21 protein-coding genes and 1 pseudogene are annotated in these 22,323 nt (G+C 52.6%); 12 read left to right on the top strand and 10 right to left on the bottom strand.

Annotated elements, in window-relative coordinates; translation table 11 throughout:
• Nucleotides 1-65: 65 nt before the first annotated feature.
• Nucleotides 66-761, top strand: coding sequence for a response regulator transcription factor (locus tag V5G20_RS21615; protein ID WP_003388149.1), 696 nt, complete (start codon nt 66-68; stop codon nt 759-761).
• A 62-nt stretch (nt 762-823) separates the two neighbouring features.
• Here the strand turns inward: V5G20_RS21615 and V5G20_RS21610 are convergent, their stop codons facing one another.
• Both V5G20_RS21610 and V5G20_RS21605 read right to left on the bottom strand, forming a co-directional pair.
• A complete protein-coding gene (locus V5G20_RS21610; protein ID WP_039070792.1) occupies nt 824-1,753 on the bottom strand; it encodes a DMT family transporter in 930 nt (309 codons plus the stop codon).
• A gap of 7 nt (nt 1,754-1,760) precedes the next feature.
• Nucleotides 1,761-2,165 (bottom strand): MerR family transcriptional regulator, encoded by a 405-nt coding sequence (locus tag V5G20_RS21605; protein WP_170208341.1) that lies wholly within the window; start codon nt 2,163-2,165, stop codon nt 1,761-1,763.
• Nucleotides 2,166-2,518: 353 nt separating this feature from the next.
• Here V5G20_RS21605 and vanG point away from each other — a divergent pair, with 353 nt between their 5' ends.
• The 8 genes and pseudogenes from vanG to cyoD all read left to right on the top strand — a co-directional run bounded on the left by vanG (nt 2,519) and on the right by cyoD (nt 11,146).
• The gene (gene vanG, locus V5G20_RS21600; RefSeq protein WP_024983485.1) at nt 2,519-3,568 is read left to right on the top strand and encodes a D-alanine--D-serine ligase VanG; all 1,050 of its coding nucleotides are present in this window, start codon (nt 2,519-2,521) and stop codon (nt 3,566-3,568) included.
• Nucleotides 3,565-4,329 carry a M15 family metallopeptidase gene (locus V5G20_RS21595; RefSeq protein WP_024983484.1) on the top strand — a complete coding sequence of 255 codons (765 nt, stop codon included), beginning with the start codon at nt 3,565-3,567 and terminating at the stop codon, nt 4,327-4,329. The genes vanG and V5G20_RS21595 overlap by 4 nt, the downstream gene beginning before the upstream one ends.
• Nucleotides 4,326-6,469: pseudogene (vanT, locus tag V5G20_RS21590) on the top strand (serine racemase VanT catalytic subunit). The gene V5G20_RS21595 and the pseudogene vanT overlap by 4 nt, the downstream one beginning before the upstream one ends.
• A 217-nt stretch (nt 6,470-6,686) precedes the next feature.
• The gene (locus V5G20_RS21585) at nt 6,687-6,896 is read left to right on the top strand and encodes a hypothetical protein (protein WP_003388141.1); all 210 of its coding nucleotides are present in this window, start codon (nt 6,687-6,689) and stop codon (nt 6,894-6,896) included.
• A gap of 366 nt (nt 6,897-7,262) precedes the next feature.
• Nucleotides 7,263-8,219, top strand: a complete 957-nt coding sequence (qoxA, locus tag V5G20_RS21580) for a cytochrome aa3 quinol oxidase subunit II (protein ID WP_024983483.1) — start codon at nt 7,263-7,265, stop codon at nt 8,217-8,219.
• 23 nt (nt 8,220-8,242) lie between these two features.
• Complete coding sequence (locus V5G20_RS21575) at nt 8,243-10,213, top strand: cbb3-type cytochrome c oxidase subunit I (RefSeq protein ID WP_024983482.1); 1,971 nt, start codon at nt 8,243-8,245, stop codon at nt 10,211-10,213.
• A complete protein-coding gene (cyoC, locus tag V5G20_RS21570) occupies nt 10,213-10,833 on the top strand; it encodes a cytochrome o ubiquinol oxidase subunit III (protein ID WP_003388138.1) in 621 nt (206 codons plus the stop codon). The genes V5G20_RS21575 and cyoC overlap by 1 nt, the downstream gene beginning before the upstream one ends.
• A 1-nt stretch (nt 10,834) precedes the next feature.
• Nucleotides 10,835-11,146: a cytochrome o ubiquinol oxidase subunit IV gene (gene cyoD / locus V5G20_RS21565; protein ID WP_003388137.1), complete on the top strand. Its 312-nt coding sequence runs from the start codon at nt 10,835-10,837 to the stop codon at nt 11,144-11,146.
• 337 nt (nt 11,147-11,483) lie between these two features.
• Here the strand turns inward: cyoD and V5G20_RS21560 are convergent, their stop codons facing one another.
• Nucleotides 11,484-12,089, bottom strand: a complete 606-nt coding sequence (locus tag V5G20_RS21560) for a TetR/AcrR family transcriptional regulator (RefSeq protein WP_003388136.1) — start codon at nt 12,087-12,089, stop codon at nt 11,484-11,486.
• A 205-nt stretch (nt 12,090-12,294) separates the two neighbouring features.
• On the opposite strand from V5G20_RS21560, the gene V5G20_RS21555 reads away from it, so the two are divergent.
• The 3 genes from V5G20_RS21555 (at nt 12,295) to V5G20_RS21545 (ending at nt 15,383) form a co-directional block, all read left to right on the top strand.
• Nucleotides 12,295-12,864, top strand: a complete 570-nt coding sequence (locus V5G20_RS21555) for an FAD-dependent oxidoreductase (protein ID WP_003388135.1) — start codon at nt 12,295-12,297, stop codon at nt 12,862-12,864.
• 118 nt (nt 12,865-12,982) lie between these two features.
• A complete protein-coding gene (locus V5G20_RS21550; protein WP_024983481.1) occupies nt 12,983-13,666 on the top strand; it encodes a hypothetical protein in 684 nt (227 codons plus the stop codon).
• Nucleotides 13,667-13,844: 178 nt separating this feature from the next.
• Nucleotides 13,845-15,383, top strand: a complete 1,539-nt coding sequence (locus V5G20_RS21545; protein ID WP_003388133.1) for an MDR family MFS transporter — start codon at nt 13,845-13,847, stop codon at nt 15,381-15,383.
• Between the two features lie 168 nt (nt 15,384-15,551).
• Here the strand turns inward: V5G20_RS21545 and V5G20_RS21540 are convergent, their stop codons facing one another.
• The 7 genes from V5G20_RS21540 to V5G20_RS21510 all read right to left on the bottom strand — a co-directional run bounded on the left by V5G20_RS21540 (nt 15,552) and on the right by V5G20_RS21510 (nt 22,240).
• A complete protein-coding gene (locus tag V5G20_RS21540; protein ID WP_003388131.1) occupies nt 15,552-16,082 on the bottom strand; it encodes a cupin domain-containing protein in 531 nt (176 codons plus the stop codon).
• 54 nt (nt 16,083-16,136) lie between these two features.
• Nucleotides 16,137-16,931 carry an ATP-binding cassette domain-containing protein gene (locus tag V5G20_RS21535; protein ID WP_122958619.1) on the bottom strand — a complete coding sequence of 265 codons (795 nt, stop codon included), beginning with the start codon at nt 16,929-16,931 and terminating at the stop codon, nt 16,137-16,139.
• A gap of 6 nt (nt 16,932-16,937) precedes the next feature.
• Nucleotides 16,938-17,912, bottom strand: coding sequence for an ABC transporter ATP-binding protein (locus V5G20_RS21530; protein WP_031932185.1), 975 nt, complete (start codon nt 17,910-17,912; stop codon nt 16,938-16,940).
• Nucleotides 17,913-17,924: 12 nt separating this feature from the next.
• Nucleotides 17,925-18,806: an ABC transporter permease subunit gene (locus V5G20_RS21525; protein WP_003388128.1), complete on the bottom strand. Its 882-nt coding sequence runs from the start codon at nt 18,804-18,806 to the stop codon at nt 17,925-17,927.
• Nucleotides 18,807-18,817: 11 nt separating this feature from the next.
• Nucleotides 18,818-19,822: an ABC transporter permease gene (locus V5G20_RS21520; protein WP_003388127.1), complete on the bottom strand. Its 1,005-nt coding sequence runs from the start codon at nt 19,820-19,822 to the stop codon at nt 18,818-18,820.
• Between the two features lie 27 nt (nt 19,823-19,849).
• Entirely contained in the window at nt 19,850-21,463 is a 1,614-nt protein-coding gene (locus V5G20_RS21515; protein ID WP_003388126.1) for an ABC transporter substrate-binding protein, read from the bottom strand.
• A 69-nt stretch (nt 21,464-21,532) separates the two neighbouring features.
• A complete protein-coding gene (locus V5G20_RS21510) occupies nt 21,533-22,240 on the bottom strand; it encodes a M15 family metallopeptidase (protein ID WP_227277603.1) in 708 nt (235 codons plus the stop codon).
• Nucleotides 22,241-22,323: the final 83 nt, after the last annotated feature.

The following is a 22,323-nucleotide window of genomic DNA, read 5'->3' as shown; positions in this document are numbered from 1 at the left end:
ATTCCCGGTGTTTCTTCAGTAGAATACATAGAGTTCTTATCGCTTTGCTAAAAGAGGGAGAAGTCATGAATTCTACTATTTTAATCGTCGATGCTGAACGGGAATACGCGGAGTATATCGAGCTTTTCCTGAAAAACGAGAATTACAGCATTCACAAATGCGATACGGCCGAAGAGGCTCTTCGCTGTCTCGATTCTGTTCGGCCTGACCTTGCCATTATGGACGTCACGCTGCCGGGGATGGACGGATTCGCGCTCTGCCGACACATTCGGGAAACATCCTATTTTCCGATCATCATGCTGTCAGCGCGAGACGAGGAAATCGACCGAATCACCGCCTTGGCGCTCGGAGCGGATGACTATCTCACAAAGCCGTGCCGTCCGCTGGAGCTTGTCGCTCGCGTAAAAGCACAGCTTAGAAGATACACAACATACAATCGTGATCCACAGCAGGAGGATGACAAAATCGCTTTTGCGGGTCTTCTATTAAATAGAAACTCCCACGAATGCTTCTTGAACGGAAACCTTTTGCCACTCACGCCTACCGAATTTTCGATCCTCTGGCTCTTGAGTGAGAACAGAGGACAGGTGGTCAGCTCCGAGAAATTGTTCCAGGAGGTTTGGGGAGAAAAATACTACAGTCATAATACCAACACCGTCATGGTTCATATCAGGAATTTGCGTGAAAAGCTGAATGACTCGGCAGAAAGTCCGACGTATATCAAAACGGTACGGGGCGTTGGCTACAAAATGGATCCGTAAACGGACAGACAACAGCCGCATCTCTGTATGAGAAATACGGCAGTATTCAGCCTAAGATCAATTCATTTTGCTGCAAGCATACGCTTTTGCTTTTCTGCATGGGCTTTGGGAAGCTGGAAGATTCCCGAAGAAGCCAAAACGCCGACGATGACGAGAGCAGCCCCGATCATTTGAAAGAACGTTATCGGGGTTCCTGCGGCAAATGAAATGATCATCGTAACGACAGGAACAAGATTAAAAAACAGAGAAGTTTTCCCAGCCCCGATTTCTTTTACCCCTTGATTCCACCACAGATAGCCCAAAACGCTTGTAAAGACAGCCATAAAGGCAACCGCGCCCCAAGCGCCGACCGGAACATCCGGAAGAGGAACAGGGTTGGACGTAAACAAAGAAGCGACGATTAACCCAATCGCGCCGGCCGCCATCGTGTATGTTGTCGTAGACAGCGGAGTGGCGTCCTTTATAAAGCGGCGTCCAAGCACGGCATATAGCGTCCAGCAAAGGTTGCCTGCAAAAATAAGCAGATCTCCGACTGAAACCGACAAGGTGGCGATCGCCTCCAGCGAGCCCTGGGTAATGACGAGAAACACGCCGATAAAGGCAAAAGCGATGCCGACTGCCTGTCTTTTCACAATTTTATCCTTCAAGATCATCCGGGCGAAAATGGTCGTGAGCAAAGGATTCAATCCCATGATCAAGGCCGCGTTGACAGGTGACGTATATTTCATGCCGATAAAAAACAGAGCGTTGAATCCAAAGATCCCGACAATTCCAAGGACTGCATAGGCGATTGCATTTTTCTTGAGCAGGCTTTTGTTTACCCCTTCCGTCAAAAGCAAAATGACCAGCATGACCACGGCAGCCAAACCAAAACGCCACGCCGCCGCGGAGGAAGGCGCCAAGTATTCGACTGTGTATTTGGCGAGGTTGAAGGTGGCTCCTGTAAAAATAGAAAACCCGAGCAGCATCGCGTATATTTTCATAGGCTTCATTTGATGTTCACCCCTCACTCAGCATGGAATGGTAGGAGTCGAGCTTCGACTTTGTTGCCGCGATCACTTCTTCGAGCTCCTTCTTCTTCGCTTCCATATTCTCCAGATGCTTCGTTAAAATCTCGATGCGCCTGTTTAAGGATGGGGTAAGCTCCTTTATCGGCACATCCAGGTGAATCTTTTCCATGATACAGCCGTCTTTTACAAACTCATGGATTTCTTCCAGAGACATGCCGGTTTCCTTTACGCTCTTCAGGAACCACATGAAGCGGAGATCCGTTTCCGTGTAGCAGCGTCTCCCCGCGCTGTCTCGTTTGGGCGGGGGGAGCAACCCGATTTTTTCGTAATACCGCAATGTATACGAGCTGATGCCGCACTTTTCAGCAGCTTCCCGAATGGTGAACAAGATCATCATCCCTCTCTGTAGATGTAGAACTAGCCTACCTCTTAGAGGTAACTCTAAGTCAAGCAAAGAAATGCAGTTCAAAAACGATTGTTTGCCGCTGTCTGGTATCATAGATCGATTCATTATCCGATCAAAGGAAAACCCTGCTCTTTGGTTCCGGGAATCCGAAGCAGGGTTGGTCGTTTTTTCAGGCCTCTATTCCAGCTCACCTGTTCTGGAAACGTCATGATTCCGTAATGATTTCGTAAGGATTCCCTTAGGCAAAGTTAAAGGACGGCCTGTCTCGTTTCGCTACAATACAATTGCCTGCTTCCCGCAAGCCGGGGCACAGGCATTGTTGGAGGAGGGAGCGGGAACCGATGGAAAAGAAAAAAATAGCCATCCTGTTTGGCGGATGTTCCACAGAGTATGAAGTTTCTCTGCAATCCGCCTATGCAGTCATAAAACACGTCAATCAATCCCGGTACGAAACGGTTTTGATCGGAATCACGAGGCAGGGAGAATGGCTTCGGTATAACGGAAGCCTTGAACAGATTATGGATGATACTTGGAGCACAGACCCGGGCTGCGTGCATGCCGTTATTTCTCCAAGCAGGCATGTTCGGGGTGTGATCGAGTTTCATCGGGACGGAATAAAAGCGACCAGGATCGATGCCGCATTTCCCGTCCTGCATGGAAAAAACGGCGAAGACGGCACGATTCAAGGCTTGCTTGAACTGGCCGGAATCCCTGTCGTAGGATGCGGCACGCTCAGCTCGGCGCTGTGCATGGATAAAGACATGGCTCACAAAATCGCCATGCAGGCGGGAATCAAGGTGCCCCGTTCCATCGTCGTAAACGGCAAAATCAGCGAGGGAGAATTGCAACAGTTGGTCCGGGAGCTTTCTTATCCGTTGTTTGTCAAACCTGCGAGGGCAGGGTCATCGTTTGGCATCACCAAAGTCGAGCGAGAAGACGGCCTTTTCAAAGCGGCGGTGAACGCTCTGGAGTACGATCCAAAAGTCGTCATCGAGGAGGGCATCGACGGATTCGAAGTAGGCTGCGCCGTGATGGGAAATGAGGAACTGATTATCGGCGAAGTGGACGAAATCGAACTGTCGCAAGGGTTCTTTGACTACACCGAAAAATATACGCTCAAAACCTCCAAAATCCACATGCCGGCCAGAGTCGACGAGCAGACAGCCGAACGGATAAAGCATACAGCGGCTGCGATCTACAAGGCGCTGGACTGCCGCGGCTTTGCCAGAGTCGACATGTTTGTAACGCCGGGGGGAGAGCTTGTTTTTAATGAAGTGAATACCATCCCGGGCTTTACCGCCCACAGCCGTTATCCGAATATGCTCAAGGGCATTGGCATGTCGTTTGAGGAAATCGTAGACAAGCTGATAAGGATGGCGATCGAGGAATGAACACATTGATTTTGGAACAAGCCAATATGCATAAAGGCAGCCTGATCTTGATCAACAGAATGCACCCGGTTTTTGAAGAGCCTGCGGAAGACATGCTCATCCCCGCAGATCACAGGCACCCGGACATTTTGCTGGAACGAAGGGCGGCGGCGATGTACGCAGCGCTGATTCACTCGCTCGACGGCGGAGAGCGGATCGTCCCTGTCAGCGGCTATCGCACAAAAAAAGAACAGGAAACCATCTACACCGAGTCGATGCGGGAAAACGGCGATGAATTTACGCGAAAGTACGTAGCTTATCCGAACCACAGCGAGCACCAGACAGGGCTGGCGATTGACGTGGGCGAGCAGAAGGAAGAGATCGACTTTATCAGGCCGGACTTTCCCTATACCGGCATCTGTCAGGAGTTCCGGCTAAAAGCAGCGAGGTACGGGTTTATTGAACGCTACCCGCAAGGAAAAGAGGCCATTACAGGCATCGCCCACGAGCCCTGGCACTTCCGGTATGTCGGTTATCCGCATGCGGAGCTGATCCGGAAGCATCAGTTTACCCTGGAAGAGTATACGGAGTTTGTGAAAAGCTTCCCCTATGGGGGAGAGCACTTGTTGTTTGAAGCAGATGGACAAACAGCAGAAATTTTTTACGTACATGCCCTGTCTTCCCCGACAGTGCGGATTGACATTCCGAGCGGCGCCCGCTGCGAGGTGTCGGGAAATAACGTGGATGGATTCGTGGCAACGGTTTGGAGGAAGAACGGATGAAACAGGACGCGGGCTATGCGGGCATTGATACCTTTCGCATCATCGCAGCCTTTCTGGTTGTGGCCATCCACACGTACCCGCTCGTCTCCGTCAGCGAGACAGGGGACTTTATCTTGACGAGAATTTTGGGGCGGGTAGCCGTCCCGTTTTTCTTTATGGCAACGGGATTTTTTTTGCTGCCGCGATACATGGACGAGAAGCGTGGAGACGGGGGCAGCCTGGCCAAATTTTTTGTCAAGTCGTGCAAGCTGTATGGCATGGCGATCCTGCTTTTTCTCCCCGTAAACGTGTATGCCGGCTACTTTGAAACCACGCCGCTTTTGCCCAACCTGCTGAAGGATATTTTCTTCGATGGCACGTTTTATCATTTGTGGTACTTGCCGGCGACGATTCTGGGAGCAGGGCTCGTATATCTTCTGCTGCGAAGCTGCAAGACCGGCGTGGTGGCGTTGATTGCCGGGCTGCTTTACATGATCGGGCTCGGCGGGGACAGCTACTACGGCCTGACATCGCAGGTCCCGCTTTTTGCGCAGTTTTACGACGTGCTGTTCAGCTTCTCGGATTACACGCGAAACGGCTTGTTTTTTGCCCCGGTTTTTCTCTTGCTCGGCGGGCTGATCGCGCGGCAGACAAGCGGATTTGGCTTGAGAGAAAGCATGGGCGGACTTGCCGTTTCGCTCTTGCTTTTGCTCGCGGAAGGCTTGCTCTTGCACCATTTTTCTCTCCAGCGCCATGACAGCATGTACGTGATGCTGCTCCCCTGCATGTTTTTCCTGTTTCAATCCTTGCTTCTATGGAGGGGAAAAAGCAGCCGAAGCCTGCGGACCATTTCGATGATTGTCTACATCATTCACCCGCTGGCGATTATTGTCGTGCGCGGATTTGCCAAGATTGCGAAAATGCAGCCGCTTTTGATTGAAAATAGTATCGTCCACTATGTGGCGGTAGCCGCTCTGTCATTTGCGGGGGCTATCTTGCTCACCAAGCTGCTGCAGCGGAAGAGAGAAAGGAAGATCGTATGAAAAGCAGGGCGTGGGCGGAGATCAACTTGAACCATCTTCGCCACAATGCAAAGGTTTTAAAGAAGCTTTTGCCGCCGAAGTGCGAAGTGATGGCGGTCGTGAAAGCAAATGCATACGGGCACGGAGATGCGGTTGTCGCAAAGGAACTGAATCGAATCGGGATTTCTGCCTTTGCCGTGGCTGCCATCCGGGAGGGCGTACATCTGCGAAGACAGGGAATAACAGGAGAGATCCTCATCCTCGGTTATACTTCACCGGAGGAATTTGCGGATCTGGTCCGGTACGATTTGACGCAGACGGTCGTCGATTGCGAATACGGCAAGCTTTTGGATCAGTATGGACGCAAAATAAAGGTTCACGTAAAGATTGACACAGGGATGCACCGGCTCGGGGAGGACTATCAAAACGTACGCGGGATAGCCGGCATGTTTGCTTGCAAAAACTTGAGCGTGGAGGGCATCTTTACGCATCTTGGCATGGCCGATGATTCCAGCCCGGCGGGAATGAATTTCTCCCGCTTTCAGATCGACAATTTTTACAGCGTGCTGGCCCAGCTAAGGGATTGGGGATACGACCTGCCAAACGTACACATCCAGAGCAGCTACGGCGTGTTGAACTTTCCCGAGCTGCAGTGCGACTACGCCCGGATCGGCATTGCCTTGTACGGCGTGCTGAGTACGGCAGAGGATCAAACGAAGTTGTCCGTGGACCTGCGCCCGGTCCTCTCCTTGAAGGCGAGGGTAGCGCTCACAAAAGAGATCGGGGCGGGCGAGACCGTCGGGTATGGGTGCCGCTTTACCGCTCCTTACGACATGACAATCGCAGTCGTTTCCATCGGATATGCGGACGGCTTTCCCAGATGCTTGTCGTGCGGCGGCGGTTATGTGCTGGTGAAAGGGAAAAAGGCTCCTGTCATCGGCAGAATTTGCATGGACCAGCTCATGATCGATTGCAGCGGGATACCGGATGTCCGGCAAAATGACATCGTGACGCTGATCGGCGAGGACGGCACGGAGCGGATAACAGCGGAGCAGGTCGCAAAGCAGGCAGGAACGATTACGAATGAATTGTGCAGCAGGCTGGGAAATCGGCTTGAGCGCGTCTATGTGTCGGATTGACGGAAAACGGATCGTGGCAGGAAAAGACCCCGTCTGTCACATTTGCGCGGAGGCCGGGTTGTTGATTTTTGTTCATAATTGACGGCCGGCTTCCCAATCAAACTCCTCAAGAGTAAGATTTTGAAAATAATTTGAACAAAAAGTGAACAACAAGTGAAAAGTGTGTTACAATGTAAGTAACAATATTTCGAAAACACAAAGACAGGGGTCATGTGTTATGAATAACGGGATGAAAGCAGCAAACACACTCAAATGGTTCGCTTGGATCACTTTCTTCATCGGTGCACTTTTGTTCGTTACGCATGTAAGCGATTTCAGGGCGGAAAACTTCGGTCTGATGGCAGCGATCGGGTTTTTGATTGCAGCGTCGAATATTTTCCTGCTCAGCGTTGTATTTCGACTGCTTCATCTGGAACCGAACAGTTAAACCAGTATGACCAGACGGGCCAGGTCTATAATAAGGAAAGAACTCGAATCAAAACGATCCAACCGATAAAGCGGATGCTTGCCACAGCGGCAGCATCCGCTTTTTTTTAGTTTCACTGAAAACATGACCATTTTTGGCAGATCAAATCCAATGCAGGAGATCGATAACAATATTATGATCAACTCGTGAACCCTTCTTGAACACTTTGTAACAAAATAAAGACAGAATGTTGAACGGTGTCAAAAACCCACTGCGGAAAATCGTTCTGTCTGTTAGTATGTGAAGGCGAAGAAAAGTTTAATTCATGTGAACAAATTGGGGACGATCGTTTCCTTTTCTGTGGCGAACGAGGAAGGGGTAGAAGAAATGAACAGAGCGAAGACGTTTCGTCAGATGGGCTTCTGGTTAATGGCGATTATCGCCAGCGTCCTGTTGTCGGGATGCGGAAGCGATTACGTTGTCCTGAATCCGAAAGGGCCTGTCGCAGAGACGCAGTACAATCTCATTATGATTTCCGTGATATTGTGCGCGATCATCATCATTCCGGTTCTTGCGCTTACTGCTTTTATCGTCTATCGATATCGGGATACCAAGGACAATAAAGCGCCATACAAGCCGGATTGGGCACACAGTACAACCCTTGAGGTTATTTGGTGGGGTATTCCGGTCATCATTATTGCGATCCTGGGATATTTCACGGTGCGGGATACTTACGCGTTGAAAGAATCGCCGAATCAGGCTGTGAAGCCGATGACCATTCAGGTTACTTCTTTGAACTGGAAATGGATGTTTACTTATCCTGAACAAAACATCGCAACAGTGAACTATCTGGAAATTCCTGCTGGCGTACCTGTTCAATTTCAATTGTCGGCGGACGGTCCTATGAACTCCTTCTGGGTACCGGAGCTTGGCGGCCAGATTTATGCGATGTCCGGGATGGCGACCGAGCTGTACCTGCAAGCGGATAAGCCTGGCGAGTTCTATGGCAGAGGAGCCAACTTTACTGGAGAAGGGTTCGCTCATATGGAATTCAAGGTAGAGGCCAAACCGCAGGAAGAGTTTGACAAATGGGTGCAGCAGGTGAAGAACACGACACCTGTTATGACGAAGGAAGATTACGAAGAGTTGAGAAAGCCTGGCTTGACGGATAAAAAGACGTATTCTGCATTCCCTGAAGGGTTGTTTGAAGAAATCGTCATGAAACACAGCCATGGACATGACATGGACTATGTCATGAAAAAACCGATGCCTGCAACCGGGCAGGAATCGGGCAACAAGACAGATGAGGCTTCTTCGACAGAAACCCATCATCACAACCACTAGTTGAGAGGGAGGAGGAATACCAAGTGTGGGAAAACATAAAGGAGTTTGCATCCACGTTCTTTGTAACAGGTGATCCACTGATCTACGGCGCGGACGTTTCCATCGCACTCACCGTGGTCGCGATCGTCTTCGTTCTGACCAAGTATAAAAAATGGGGCTGGCTGTGGCGCGAATGGCTGACCACGGTCGACCATAAGCGAATCGGGATCATGTACCTGATCGCCTCTCTGCTGATGCTGTTCCGGGGCGGGGTTGACGCCATCCTGATGCGTCTGCAGCTGGCATTCCCGAATGTGGAGTTTTTGCACTCCGATCACTATAATGCCATCTTTACGACACACGGTACGATCATGATTTTGTTCATGGCGATGCCGATGATGTTCGGTTTGTTCAACATGGTCGTTCCGCTGCAGCTTGGCGCGCGGGACGTTGCCTATCCGTTTCTGAACGCAGTCAGCTTCTGGCTGTTCATGCTGGGTGCGATGCTGTTCAACCTGTCGTTCGTCATCGGGGGCTCCCCGGATGCCGGCTGGCTGTCTTACCCGCCGCTTTCGGAAAATGATTTCAGTCCGGGGCCGGGGCAGAACTTCTGGATATGGGGGATACAGATCTCCGGTATCGGTAGTTTGGCCACGGGGATTAACTTCATCGTGACCATTTTGAAAATGCGCGCTCCTGGCATGAAGTTGATGAAAATGCCGTTGTTTAGCTGGTCCGTACTGTCCAGTTGTATCATGATTATCTTTGCTTTCCCGATTTTGACCGTAACACTGGCGCTGCTGTTCCTCGACCGCTTTGCAGGTGCCCACTTCTTCACTATGGACGGCGGCGGTAATCCGATGATGTACCTCAACCTGATCTGGATGTGGGGTCACCCGGAAGTATACATCGTGGTCGTGCCGGCCTTCGGTATCTTCTCTGAGGTCGTGGCTACGTTCTCGAAGAAAACAGTCTTTGGCTACAAATCCATGGTGGCAGCCTTGATGACGATTGCGATCGCATCGTTCTTCACCTGGGCTCACCACTTCTTTACGATGGGTACGAGCGCAAGCGTTATCGCGTTCTTTGCGATATCGACGATGGTCATCGCGATTCCGACCGGGGTGAAGGTGTTCAACTGGCTGTTCACCATGTTCCGCGGACGGATTTCGTTCAAACAGCCGATGCTGTGGACGATCGCGTTTATTCCTTGCTTCCTCGTAGGGGGAGCAACCGGGGTTATGCTGGCTGTCGCTCCAGCGGACTATCAGTACCACAACAGCTACTTCTTGATTGCTCACTTCCACCAAGTGTTGATCGGTGGGGTTGTGTTCGGTTACCTGGCAGGTATCTACTACTGGTGGCCAAAACTGTTCGGCTTCAAGCTTGACGAGAAGCTCGGAAAATGGGGCTTCTGGTTCTGGAATATCGGTTTCTACGTTTGCTTCATGCCGCAATACGCGCTTGGTTTCATGGGTATGACCCGTCGCTATTACACGTATGGATGGGACCGCGGTTGGGCTGACCTCAACCTGATTTCCACCGTCGGGGCGTTCCTGATGGGGATCGGCTTCATCTTCCAAGTATGGCAGATCGTCTACAGCATCAAGCGCGGTGAACGCGACACAACAGGCGATCCGTGGAACGGACGCACGCTGGAATGGTCTATTCCGTCCCCGGCACCGTTTTACAACTTCGCCGTCGTTCCTGAGGTAAAAGAAGCGGACGACTGGTGGCATACAAAACAAGCGATGGCAAACGGCACCTATAAAAAAGAGCCTGTGCATCTGGAACCGATCCATATGCCGAAAAACTCGGGTATTCCGTTTATCATGTCCTGCTTCTGGTTCTTGGTCGGATTTGGCTTTACGTTCGGCTGGGTATGGATGGCCGTGATTGGATTTATTGGCGTGGCCCTGTCGATGTGGGCGCGTTCCTTCCAATATGATACGGATTATTACGTACCGGTGGATGAAGTGCGCAGCACGGAGGCTTCACTGGGGAGGGTTGTATAATGCAACAAGTGGCAAAACATCACGACCATAGTCACGGGCACGACCACGATCATGGTCATGAAGATCATGAGCAGCTCAAAGTACTTGGTTTCTGGATATTCGTTGTAACCGACTGTATCTTGTTTGGTACGCTGTTTGCCACCTATGCGGTGCTGATGCACAACTACGCTGGTGGCCCGACACCAAAGGAACTGTTTCAAATGCCGGGTGTCATCGCGGAAACCTTTATCCTGTTGACCAGCAGCTTCACCAGCGGTTTGGCTGTTCTGGCAATGAACAAAGGAAACGTGAAAAAGCTGATTGGCTGGCTGGTTGTAACAGCGCTGCTCGGCTTGGGCTTTATCGCGCTGGAGGTTACCGAATTTGTGCACATGGTGCATGAAGGTGCGACCATTTCCACCAGTGCGTTCCTCTCCGCGTTCTATACGCTGGTCGGTACGCACGGTCTGCACGTCTCGGTAGGTTTGTTCTGGATGGTGGCGATCATGATCCAGCTCGCCCGCCGCGGGATTACGCCGGTTACCCGCCGCAAAGTGACCAACCTGAGCTTGTACTGGCACTTCCTGGACGTCGTGTGGATCTTCCTGTTCACGGTCGTCTACCTGTTGGGGGTGATGTAGGATGCATCATGAAAACCATGACAACCACAATCATGGATCGCTCAAATCGTATGTGATCGGCTTTATCTTGTCGATTGTGCTGACCATTATCCCGCTCGTGCTGGTTATGAACCACATGCTTGAAAAAACGGCACTCGTGATCACGATCATGGTGATGGCCATCTTGCAATTTATTGTGCAGCTATTCTTCTTCATGCATATCAGAGAGGGAGAAAAGCCGCGATACAATGTGCAAACCCTGATCCTGGGGCTGGTGATCGTGTTTACGATCGTTGCCGGTTCTATCTGGATCATGACGTTCAACAAGTACTAAGGTTCGAAAGTGAACCAAGAGCATAGCAAAGCGCTTCCCGATTAAGGGGAGCGCTTTTTTGCATACGGAGAACGATTCATTTTAAAAGAAGGATTGGAAAGTGGCCGTAGTGGGGAGAAGCGTCTTATTTTTAAAGTAATTCGGGGAAGAAAAGGATGAAAAGCCCGGGACTTTTTCTTTGGATATTCCGACTGGATTGCGAATATGAATCTTACGTGATCTGGATGAACGACTGCAGATTGTCGGATGCAGTCAACCGGATGATCGGGTATAGACTAGCTATCGGGATGCATTGTCAACTGTATGAACATGTGCAAGCTAGAAGTCGGATGAAGCGTCACCTGCTTTGATAGGGAGCAAGTACGCCGTAAAGCAGCAGCTCGGACATTTCTTCCGTCAACTGCTCCGGCTGTTTCTCCCCGGTCACGATCCATCGCTCGGTCAACTGGTCAATCATGCCGACGATGCAGCAGGCGGCCACTTCGGGGACCAGCTCTTTGCGAATATGGCCGGCTTGCTGATTGTTCAGGATGTGGGCGCTCAATAGCGCGATTACTTTTTCCTTCATTTCTTTTGCGTCTGGAGACTCAAACCAGGCGATCCGGGTCAGTTCGGGCTCGGATTGCAGAAAGGCAAAGACGTCCCGCAGATTTTCTTTGATTTGCCTGGCTGCTTCTCCCGGAGCGAGCGACGCCACTTTTCCGGCTGATTGGGCGAGCGTTGCCAGCTTCATCCGAAAGCTGTCCACCAGCTCTGTAAAGATGGCTTCCTTGCTCGGAAAATAGAGATAAAAAGCAGCCTGGGTCAATCCGGCGGCTTTGACGATGTCGCTGACTTTGGTATGGTGGTAGCCTTTGCGGGCAAACTGGGCAGTCGCGGCAGCAAGCAGCCGCTGTCTGCTGGCCTCGCCTTTTGCGGTCCTGTTTCGTTCTTGTGTTTCCATCCTTGGTTCCCTCCCAAACAAAAGCGACGAGAAAAGTAACTTACCAGTTATTTTTATCACTACTGCGGAGCAGGCGTCAAGAATGGAGACTGCTGATGGTAAGATTGAAAAACCGCGGGCAAACTGTAAAAAATGGTTTCTATTTTTGTTACTTATTATATAATTAAGTTGATTAAAAGAAGTCCAGAAAGGGTGTGTTGACATTATGTACGATATCGCCATTATTGGAGCAGGTCCAGCCGGGGCAAGCGCAGCGCTTTTTGCAGCCAAGGCGGGAAAGAGCACTTTGCTTCTCGACAATGACAAAAGCATGACCAAACGGGCTTGGATTGAGAATCACTACGGAGTAGAGGGAATTACCGGACCGGACATGGTAGAGCTGGGGAAAAAGCAAGCGGCGCACTTCGGCGCTGAGCTGGTCGCTGCCCAAGTAACTGATATTTCCAAATCAGGCGATGGTTTTGTGATTGCCGCAGGAGAAAACGCGACATATGAAGCCAAGCATGTCATCCTCGCCACCGGCGTACTGGTCGAACTGGCGGAAAAAGCAGGCGTGGCGACAAAGCCTGGCACCGAACCCCGGATCAAAACAGTCATCGACGCAGATGCGGCAGGGAAGACCAACGTACCCGGATTTTGGGCTGCCGGGACATGCGCGGGAGCCAGCGTCCACACGATTATCACCGCAGGCGACGGAGCCAAGGTAGCGATCAATGTCATCAGCGAGCTGAACGGCGAGCGCTACGTCGACCACGATATATTGAAGACAAATTAATCAGCCATTTCTTGCTTCCCCAGGCACCTTTTTCTTGTATAATAGTTCTGAAGTCATTATTGATTTGGGCAGAACCATTTGCTACATAGATCAGGTTACTTACGGAGCTGAATACGAAATGAAAAAAGTCCTGGGGATTACATTGATGGTGGCCTTGCTTGGCCTCAATGCGTACATTTGGCCTGCGCTGATCAAGTCGGTATCGGCGGGGACAAAGGCAGCGGAGCCAAAGGCCGAATCTCGCGTGCAGGCGACAGCGGCAGGGACGGATTTTTCCAACCAAGACCCGAAAAAGACCGAGGTCGCTTTTCAGCAGTTCGCAGCTAGAGAAAATACCGCTGCTTCCCCTCAATTGCAATCTGCAGGGGCGGGGGAACAGAAGCAAACGGCCCAGTCGGCGGCCTCCAAGTCTCCGGCCAAGAAGGCCACTCAGACTGCAACTGCGAGAAAAAAGACGCAGCCGAAAAAACAGGCAGCAAAGAAAACACCGGCACCAAAGGTACAGACGCAGCAACAGCCGGAAGCTTCTCCTGGCTATAACGCTCCGTTTTACACGGACGAGGGCGTTTATGTAGTCGATTACGGCAGTCAGCGAAGCAATTGGGTCGAGCTCTCGGATGGGTCTATCATGCGCAAAAGCGATGGGGTGCGGACCTTTAATATGCCGTTCTCCAAAAATGTGTACACCGGAGAGATCAAGCCGATGGTGGAACCGATATCGGAAGCCGGATACAAAATGTATCAGAGCCAGCAGGCTGGCTTTCAACCGTCTGTAACTACGCATTACAGCAATCCCCGCTGATCGCCAGGCTGATGAGAATGACGGGTTAACCGCATCTCGGGGCCTGAGCGGTCCAGCGGTCTTCCTTTTACAGCGCCATGTCATGTGCGCTGTTTTTTTATCAATCTTTTCATAACAACTCGTTGGCCTGGATTACAATATAATTCGTGGGCAAGCATGGAAATAGGAGGGGTGCGGCGTGATTGCCAAAGAAAGCAAAACGGGATTTGTCGTAGCCGGGCTCCTGCTCGGTCTGCTGATGGCATCGATGGACAATACGATTGTGGCTACAGCCATGGGGACGATAGTGTCCGAGATGGGGGGAATGGACAAGTTCGTCTGGGTGACCTCCGCTTATATGGTAGCCACGATGGCGGGGATGCCGATCTTCGGAAAGCTGTCCGACATGTACGGACGCAAACGGTTTTACATTTTTGGCCTTGCCGTCTTTTTGCTGGGCTCCATCCTGTGCGGGACAGCGGGCAGCATGATCGAGCTGAGTGTATACCGGGCGATCCAGGGGATTGGCGGAGGCGCGCTGATGCCGATTGCCTTCACCATCATTTTTGATATTTTCCCGCCGGAAAAACGGGGAAAGATGACCGGACTGTTCGGAGCTGTCTTCGGTACATCCAGTGTCTTTGGTCCGCTGCTTGGAGCATACATAACGGAGTATTTCGGCTGGCATTGGGTCTTTTACATCAATGTGCCGATCGGGCTATTGTCCCTGCTTTTTATCAGTCTGCACTACAAGGAGTCGCTGGCGCACAACAAGCAAAGCATTGACTGGTGGGGTGCGATAACCCTGGTCGGTGCCGTCGTCAGCTTGATGTTTGCTCTGGAGCTTGGCGGCAATCAGTACGCATGGGATTCGGTTCAGATCATCGCGTTGTTCGCTGTGTTTGTGATCCTGTTTGCCGCCTTTATCGCGGTTGAGCGGAAGGCAGCGGAACCGATCATCTCGTTTGCCATGTTCAGAAAGCGTTTGTTTGCCGCGAGCAACGGCGTGGCGCTCCTGTACGGCTCGGCGTTTATCATTGCGACCATCTACATTCCGATCTTTATTCAAGGCGTATTTGGCGGGAGCGCGACCAACTCCGGCCTGCTGCTCACGCCGATGATGCTCGGCTCTGTTGCCGGCAGCCAGGTCGGAGGGCTGCTCACGACCAAGACGAGCTTCCGCAACATCATGCTGATCTCAGCCGTGTTTTTCGTTCCGGGGCTTCTTTTGCTCGGAACGCTCTCGCCGGAAACCTCGCGCGTCATGGTAACGATTTATATGATTCTTACCGGCTTTGGCGTCGGGTTCTCTTTTTCCGTCCTGGGGATGGCGGCGATTCACAATTTTGACATGCGGCAGCGAGGATCTGCCTCGTCGACCAACTCCTTTTTCCGTTCGCTCGGGATGACGCTGGGGATCACGATTTTTGGCATCATTCAGCGAAATTTGTTTGAGAGTGGCTTGAGCACTGCTCTTGCGGGAAATGGCGGTGCGATTCCAGGCGGGTCACTCTCCGATCCGAGAGCTATTCTATCGCCGGAGACAAGAGCACAAATTCCGGCTCCCGTTTTGGAAAAAATAACGGACACGCTGGCAAGCTCCATCGCCCATACCTTTCTTTGGGCGCTGGTCCCCGCCATTCTGGCCGTTCTGTTTATCCTGATGATGGGAAATGAGCGGGTGGCAGCTCCCGTTGGGCAGGCGAAGTCGCCCAAGCCTGCCGGGGATCGTACATAGTCGGGGGAGAGGCGAGATCTCCGCATGGAGACAGACGCATCACTCTTGTATTTATTCCTTCCGATTAAGCGATAAACGACGATAAACGACGGTAAAAAGCTCCGAGGCTGCAAGCTGGCCCCGGAGCTTTTTTGATCAGACGGACGTTGTTCTGGTGTCGAAGGAAACCTACGTAGCCCGTGCCCAAATCGCCAGGGAGACAGAGTTTCCAGGGTTGATAAACCGATGGGGCGACGAGCTGTTAAAACCGATGCTGTCGCCTTCGTACAGATGGTACTCGCGATCGGCGAGCAGCACCTTCAGCTCGCCCTTGAGAATGAAGCCGCACTCTTCTCCGGAGTGGGAAATCTGCTCCTGCTCCAGTGTCTCCCCGGGCTCGATTTCGATCAGCAGGAATTCGATTTTTCCGGCCTGTATGGGCGTGAGTACGTGATACTTGACGTGAGTGTTCTTCAACTGAATGATCTTGTGCTGATCGCGTCGGATGACAGGTTCTTCGTCATCCTTTGCCTTGAAAAAATGATTGATCGGTACATCGAGAGCGGAGCAGATTTTCCAAAACGTTCCTACGGTGGGATCGACCAGGCCGCGTTCGATTTGGGAAAGCAGGCTCATGCTGAGACCGGTCCGATTGGCAAGATTTTGCAGGGTCAGCTGTTTTTGTTTGCGGATTTCTCTAAGTTCCGCTCCGTTGAACATGGTATCGACCTTCTTTGCTATGCAAGCTAGTCTGTTGGCTCATGTGTTCTTCATTCATGCGTGAAGAGAGGCGTTTTCCTTGTGCAGGCTTGGAAGGGACGACAACAAGGTCTTCGTGTAGGCTTCCTGCGGATGCTTAAAAATGTCTTCAACGGTTCCCGTCTCCACAATTCTTCCCTTCTGCATGACGGCCATCCGGTCGCACATGTAGCGAATGACCGCCATGTTGTGCGAGATGAAGAGATAGGTGAGGCCCCGTTCGCGCTTTAACTCCTTCAATAAATTGAGGACATGCGCCTGAACGGAAACGTCCAGAGCCGAGGTGGGTTCGTCCAAGATAACGAACGTCGGATCGGTAATCAGGGCCCGTGCGATGGCGATTCGCTGGCGCTGGCCTCCGCTGAATTCGTGGGGATAGCGCGGCAGATGCTCCGGCTTGAGGCCTACCCGTGCGATCAGGGCGTGCAATCGTTCCGTGCTGCCCTTTTGCCTCCGTTCATCGGCAGGCAGGGCCCACAGCGGCTCGAGTATGATGTCTTGAACCTTCATCCGCGGATCGAGAGAGGACTGCGGGTCCTGAAAGACGATCTGCATCTCGCCAGGCTTCCTTCTGTTGAATTTTTTCCCGTTCCAAAGCGGACTTCCTTGGTACAGAAGGGACCCGGAAGTCGGGTATTCCAGTCCTGTTACCATTTTTCCCAGCGTGCTTTTGCCGGAACCGGATTCGCCAATCAGGCCAAACGTCTCACCGGGATAGATCGAAAAAGCGGCGTCAGAGACAGCGTGAAACAGTTGGCTTCCCTTCCCGTATTGCTTGCTGACGCCGGAAAGCTGCAGCAGTGCTTCCATATGTAATCACCTCACCCAGCAAGCGACTTGATGTGTACCTGTCGATGCGTCTCGCGAGCCCGGTACCGGCTCCAAAACAGGATGGTCCTCGCGGCAGAGCGGCAAGGCACGGTCGCAGCGCGGCGCGAAAACGCAGCCGGACGGCAAATTCCGCAGATCGGGAGACTCCCCCGGGATCGCATGCAGCGGCTGATCAGGGGAAGCGAGGTCTGGCAGGGCTCCGATCAGGGCGCGTGTGTACGGATGAACGGGATGAGCGAGTACTTCATCGGTCGTTCCCGTTTCAACCACTTCACCCGCATACATGACGACGACCCGCTGGCATACCTCGGCAACGACACCGAGATCGTGGGTGATCAGCATGATGGACGTGCCGCGTTTTTCAGCCAGCTCCTTCATCAGCTTGAGAATTTCATGCTGGATGGTCACGTCCAGCGCTGTAGTCGGCTCGTCGGCGATCAACAAGTCAGGTGGCGCCGACATCGCCAGCGCGATCACGACCCGCTGGCGCATGCCGCCGCTCAGTTCAAACGGGTACTTCCGTGCGACCAGCTCCGGCTCGTTGATCTTTACCTCCGCCAGGCTGAGGACGGCTTGCCGGTAAGCTTCCTTGTAGGCGATCTCACGGTGCCGGTGAATGACCTTGGCCAGTTGATCCCCGATCCGCATCGTCGGGTGGAGGGCCGTCATCGGCTCCTGGAAGATCATGCCGATCTGCTTGCCCCGAAGGGATTGCTGCTCCTTTTTGTGAAGCTGCAGGACGTTTCTTCCTTTATAAAGAATTTCTCCGTTTTTGATCGTCGCATTGTTATCCAGCAGCCCGAGAATGGTTAGCGCCGTAACCGACTTGCCCGAGCCGGATTCTCCCACGATGCCGACAATTTCCCCCTGGTCGATGGAAAAAGAGACGTGGTTCAGCGCTTTGACGGTCTGCTGCATCGAGGAAAATTCGACAGACAGGTCTTTGATTGTAAGAAGCATAGGTATCTCTCCCTATCGGTTGGCTTTCGGATCGAGGATGTCCCGAATGCCATCGCCGATCAGATTAAACCCGCACGAGGCGAGGAATAGGGCAAGCCCAGGGAAGGTGGGATACCACCAATAATCAAGCAGGTATTTCCAGCCGATACTGATCATCGCGCCCCATTCCGGCGTAGGAGGCTGAGCGCCCAGGCCGAGGAAGCCGAGTGTTGCGACGAGCAGGATGGCATCGCCGATATCCAGCGTGACCTGGATGATCACGGGGGAGACGGCATTGGGAATAATGTGGCGGGTAATGATCCGCCAGGGCTTGATGCCGAAGGTGACAGCCGCTTTGACATACAGCTTTTCCCGCAGAGCCAGTGTTTCCGCACGGGCCAGCCGGACGTAGACAGGTATCTTGATGATGGCAATGGCCAGCATGGCGTTCTGGAGGTTGGGGCCGAGAACAGCGGCCACCGCCATCGCCAGCACGAGCGAAGGAAACGCGAGGACGATATCCATCATCCGCATGATGATCTGGTCGACGCGGCCGCCGAAGTATCCGGAGATCGCCCCGATGACCGTTCCGACCAGACCCGCCGAGAGAACGACCGCTACGCCAACGCCGAGCGACAGGCGAGCGCCGTACAGAATGCGCGTAAAAATATCGCGTCCCACTTCATCTGTTCCGAACCAGTGAGCAGCGGACGGAGGGGAGAACCGCTCCGGGATATTGATCTTGGTCGGGTCATGCGGGGAGATGAGCGGCGCGCACACGGACAAGAGCAGCAGCATGACGAGCAGAAACAAGCCAAACAAGGTGAGCGGGCTCTGCCGGATCCGGAACCAAAAGGGGTTTACCTTACGGGACGGCTGGGCAGCAGTATCCGCTTTTGCCGATAGACTGGACATGGTGGCCCCTCCTATTCCTTGATTTGCGGGTCTAGTACGTAGTAAGTGAGGTCAACCAGCAGGTTGATCACGACGTACCCGAAAGATATGACAAAAGTGAAGCCCATCATCGCCGGGAAGTCGAGAAACGCAATCGAGTCGACGACGTATTTCCCCATGCCGGGCCAGCTGAAAATCGTTTCCGTCACGACTGCTCCGCCAAGCAGCGAGCCAAAGGAAAGACCTACGACGGTAATCGTCGGGATCAGCGCATTTCGCAAGGCGTAGCGGATCAAAAGGACAGGGCCGTGGATGCCGTTGGCCAGCGCGGTCCGAATGTAATCCTGTCCGAGTACCTCCAGCATGCTGGAGCGGACCTGGCGGGTGACGATTGCCAGCTGAGCAAATGCCAGCGTAAAGGCAGGCAGGATCAGATGCCACAAGCTGTTTTTAAATGCGGCCCAATTGCCCGTGAGCAGGCTGTCAAACAGGTAAAGGCCGGTAATTTTGGTCGGCGCCGGGACAGTCAGGTCCAGCCTGCCGCTGGATGGCAGCGCCCCGAGAAACTTGTAAAAGATCAGGATGCCGACGAGGCCGCTCCAGAACACGGGTGTAGAGATTCCCGCGATGGAGAAAAAGCGGCTGGAGTGGTCCCATCCAGTGTCCTTTTTCACGGCGGATAGGACGCCCAGCGGTATTCCGATGGCGATCGCGATAATAAAAGCGGTGATGGCCAGCTCCAGCGTTGCAGGGAAAAAGGCGATCAGATCATGGACGACAGGCTGCTGCGTGCGAATCGAGGTGCCAAAGTCACCTGCAAAAAGCCCTTTCATGTAGGTAAGATATTGGACCCAGACCGGCTGGTCCAGGCCCAATTGGCGACGAACTTCTTGCAGTGTTTCCTCACTGGCGCGCTGTCCCACCATCATCCGCGCCGGATCTCCCGGGATCACATGAGAGAGGAAAAAGGTGATCAATGTGACCCCGAGGAGCACCAGCACCAGCATGGCGAGACGTTTCAGGATGATCTGTTTCATGAGGAAAGCACTCCTTTATTCAAGGCGTTATTTAGACATCTCCGCCAGGTTGTAAATGCCCTCCAGCATCGGGTTGTAGACGAAGCCTTTGACGTTTTTGCTGACCGGCAGGAGGAAGTCCTTTTGATACAGATAAAGGTAAGGCGCTTCATCAATGACGATCTTCTGCGCTTCCTTGTACAGCTTCTCGCGCTCTGCCTTGTCGTTGATCGATGCGGCTTTGCGCACCAGCTCGTCCACTTTGTCGTTTTTATAGAAGGCGCGGTTTCCGGCCAGACCGAAGTTGACGGAGTCAAACCAGTAGTTCATGAACATGTACGGGTCGCCGAAGTCCGGGCTCCAAACGCCAAGAGCGAGGTCGAATTCGCCGGCGTCAATCATTTCGCGGGACGTGGCGTAGGCGATCTTTTTGAGATTGAGCTTTACCCCGATGTCGGCGAAAAATGCCTGCAGGGTGAGTGCTTCTGTCTCCCACCACGGTTTGTTGTCGGAATACAGCAGATCGAGGGTCAGGTTGGAGACGCCTGCTTCCGCCAGGAGCGCTTTGGCTTTTTCCACATCGCGCTTGTACTGATGGGCAGATTCATCATGCCCCCACAGACCTTTTGGAATTGGACCGCGCATTTGCGTAGCGTAGCCTTCCTGCACGGATTCGGTCAGGGCGTCATAGTCGATCGCGTAGCTTAACGCCTGGCGAACCTTCGGGTTTTTGAGCGCTTCGTTGCCTTTGGAGGAGTTTACGTACACGTAGTCGACGAACAGGCTCGGTTTTTGCAGGACTTCTACGTTGGGCAATTCTTTGACGGCTTTCAATTGTTCATTGGGGATGCCTTCGGCGATGTCAATCTCGCCCTGTTCCAACTGCAGGCGCTGAGCTGTCGCATCCGGAACGATTTTGAAGTATACGGTTTGGAATGCGGGTTTCACTGTGGAGTGCGGGTTGACGGTGAGCTTGAGATATTCGCCTTTTTTCCATTCTTCGAGCTTGTACGGGCCGCTGCCCATCGTGTTGTTTGCGAGGAAGTTTTGGCCCAGATCGCCGTTTTGTTCTTCTTCTTTTACCTTCGGATTGACGATGCCGCCGTAGTTGGCTGCGAGAGTCGAGAGGAATGGCGGGAAGTTTTTGGAGAGAACGAAGGTAACCTGTGTCGGCGAATCGACTTTGACTTCTTTGATCACGCTGTATACGTCAGCCGGGCCTTTCTTGATGGCGAGCGTGCGGTCGAAGGTGAACTTGACGGCTTCTGCCGTGACCGGAGTACCGTCGGCAAACTTATGTCCTTCTTCCAGTGTAAAGGTCCAGGTAAGGCCGTCTTCGCTCACTTTCCATTCCTTGGCGAGACCGGGCTTGACCTCTGTGGACTCCCCGTCGTATTCGACGAGACGTTCGTAGGTGGGATAAGTGATTTTCCATGCGGCGTTGTCAAAGGTGACGGCGGGATCGAGCGTGCCTTGATCCGCGTTGATCGCGACGAACAGTGTGTCTGCTGACGTCTTCGGTGCGGTCGGCTCGGTTTTTGCCGGCGATTCCGGCGAGTTGTTCTGAGCTTGAGGCTGGTTCGCCGGTGTGCCGCAAGCGGCAACGAGCATGGAAACAGCGAGAACCAGGCTGGTGAGGACGAATGACCATCTGCGCTTCAAAGAGATCAACCCCCAACATTTTGTTATAAATTTAATATATTTTTAATATATTGCAAAAATTGAGGTTATTCAACTATTTTCGCTATCAATTTCCAAGATTCCCCCGTACATGGCTTGTCCAGTAGTTTGCCGTGCCCAGGAAAGCGTGCCGTATTCGTAATGCCACCACTCTTTGGGGTAATTGACGAAACCGGCCTCGGTCATCAGGTGATACAGAAGACGTCTGTTGGCGCGGATCGTTTTCGCCTGTTCATCAGGGCTGAGAGCGTTTTCATAGAATCGGGTAGAGGCCCGTTCGCTGAAATCGTCAAACTCTGTTCCCATGTCGAGCCACCCATCGGGGCCTTCGATCGTCAGGTCTACTGCTCCACCGGACAAATGGGGCGATGGCTTTTGCACATCCTTGCTGGGGACGGCGACAAATTTGCTCAGTTCGGCCTGAAGCGCCTCGCCTTCTTCCCAGCCCTGCTTGAGCAGTGTTTGCTTGAATCTTTCATAGAGAGAGCTTTGCACCTGGTAGGAGCGCCAGCCGTCAAATACGACGAAGCGATAGCCGTCGGGCAAGCGTTCGGCTGCTTGGACCAGGCGGAGAGCGGCGCTTTTTCGCAAGTACGCTTCGGGAGTGGTTCCGTCGTAGCCTTGCTTGTAGTACATCGGCCAGACCGTAATTTTTTCGGACAAGCTGGAGAGGGGGAGCATCGCTTCGCCGCATTCTTCAAGGAGAGGCTGTACGTAGAGATGTGGCCGCTCCGGAGGAATCGGGAGATCCTGTTTCATCTGGACCACCTCCTGTTTGTGGATATGTTTTCCATCATCCTAGCAAAGAACAAAACTTTAGTAAACTGCATTTAATTTTCATT

The organism is Brevibacillus borstelensis (assembly GCF_036700025.1).
Lineage (GTDB): Bacteria > Bacillota > Bacilli > Brevibacillales > Brevibacillaceae > Brevibacillus > Brevibacillus borstelensis.
This window is presented reverse-complemented; position numbering and strand designations above follow the sequence as displayed.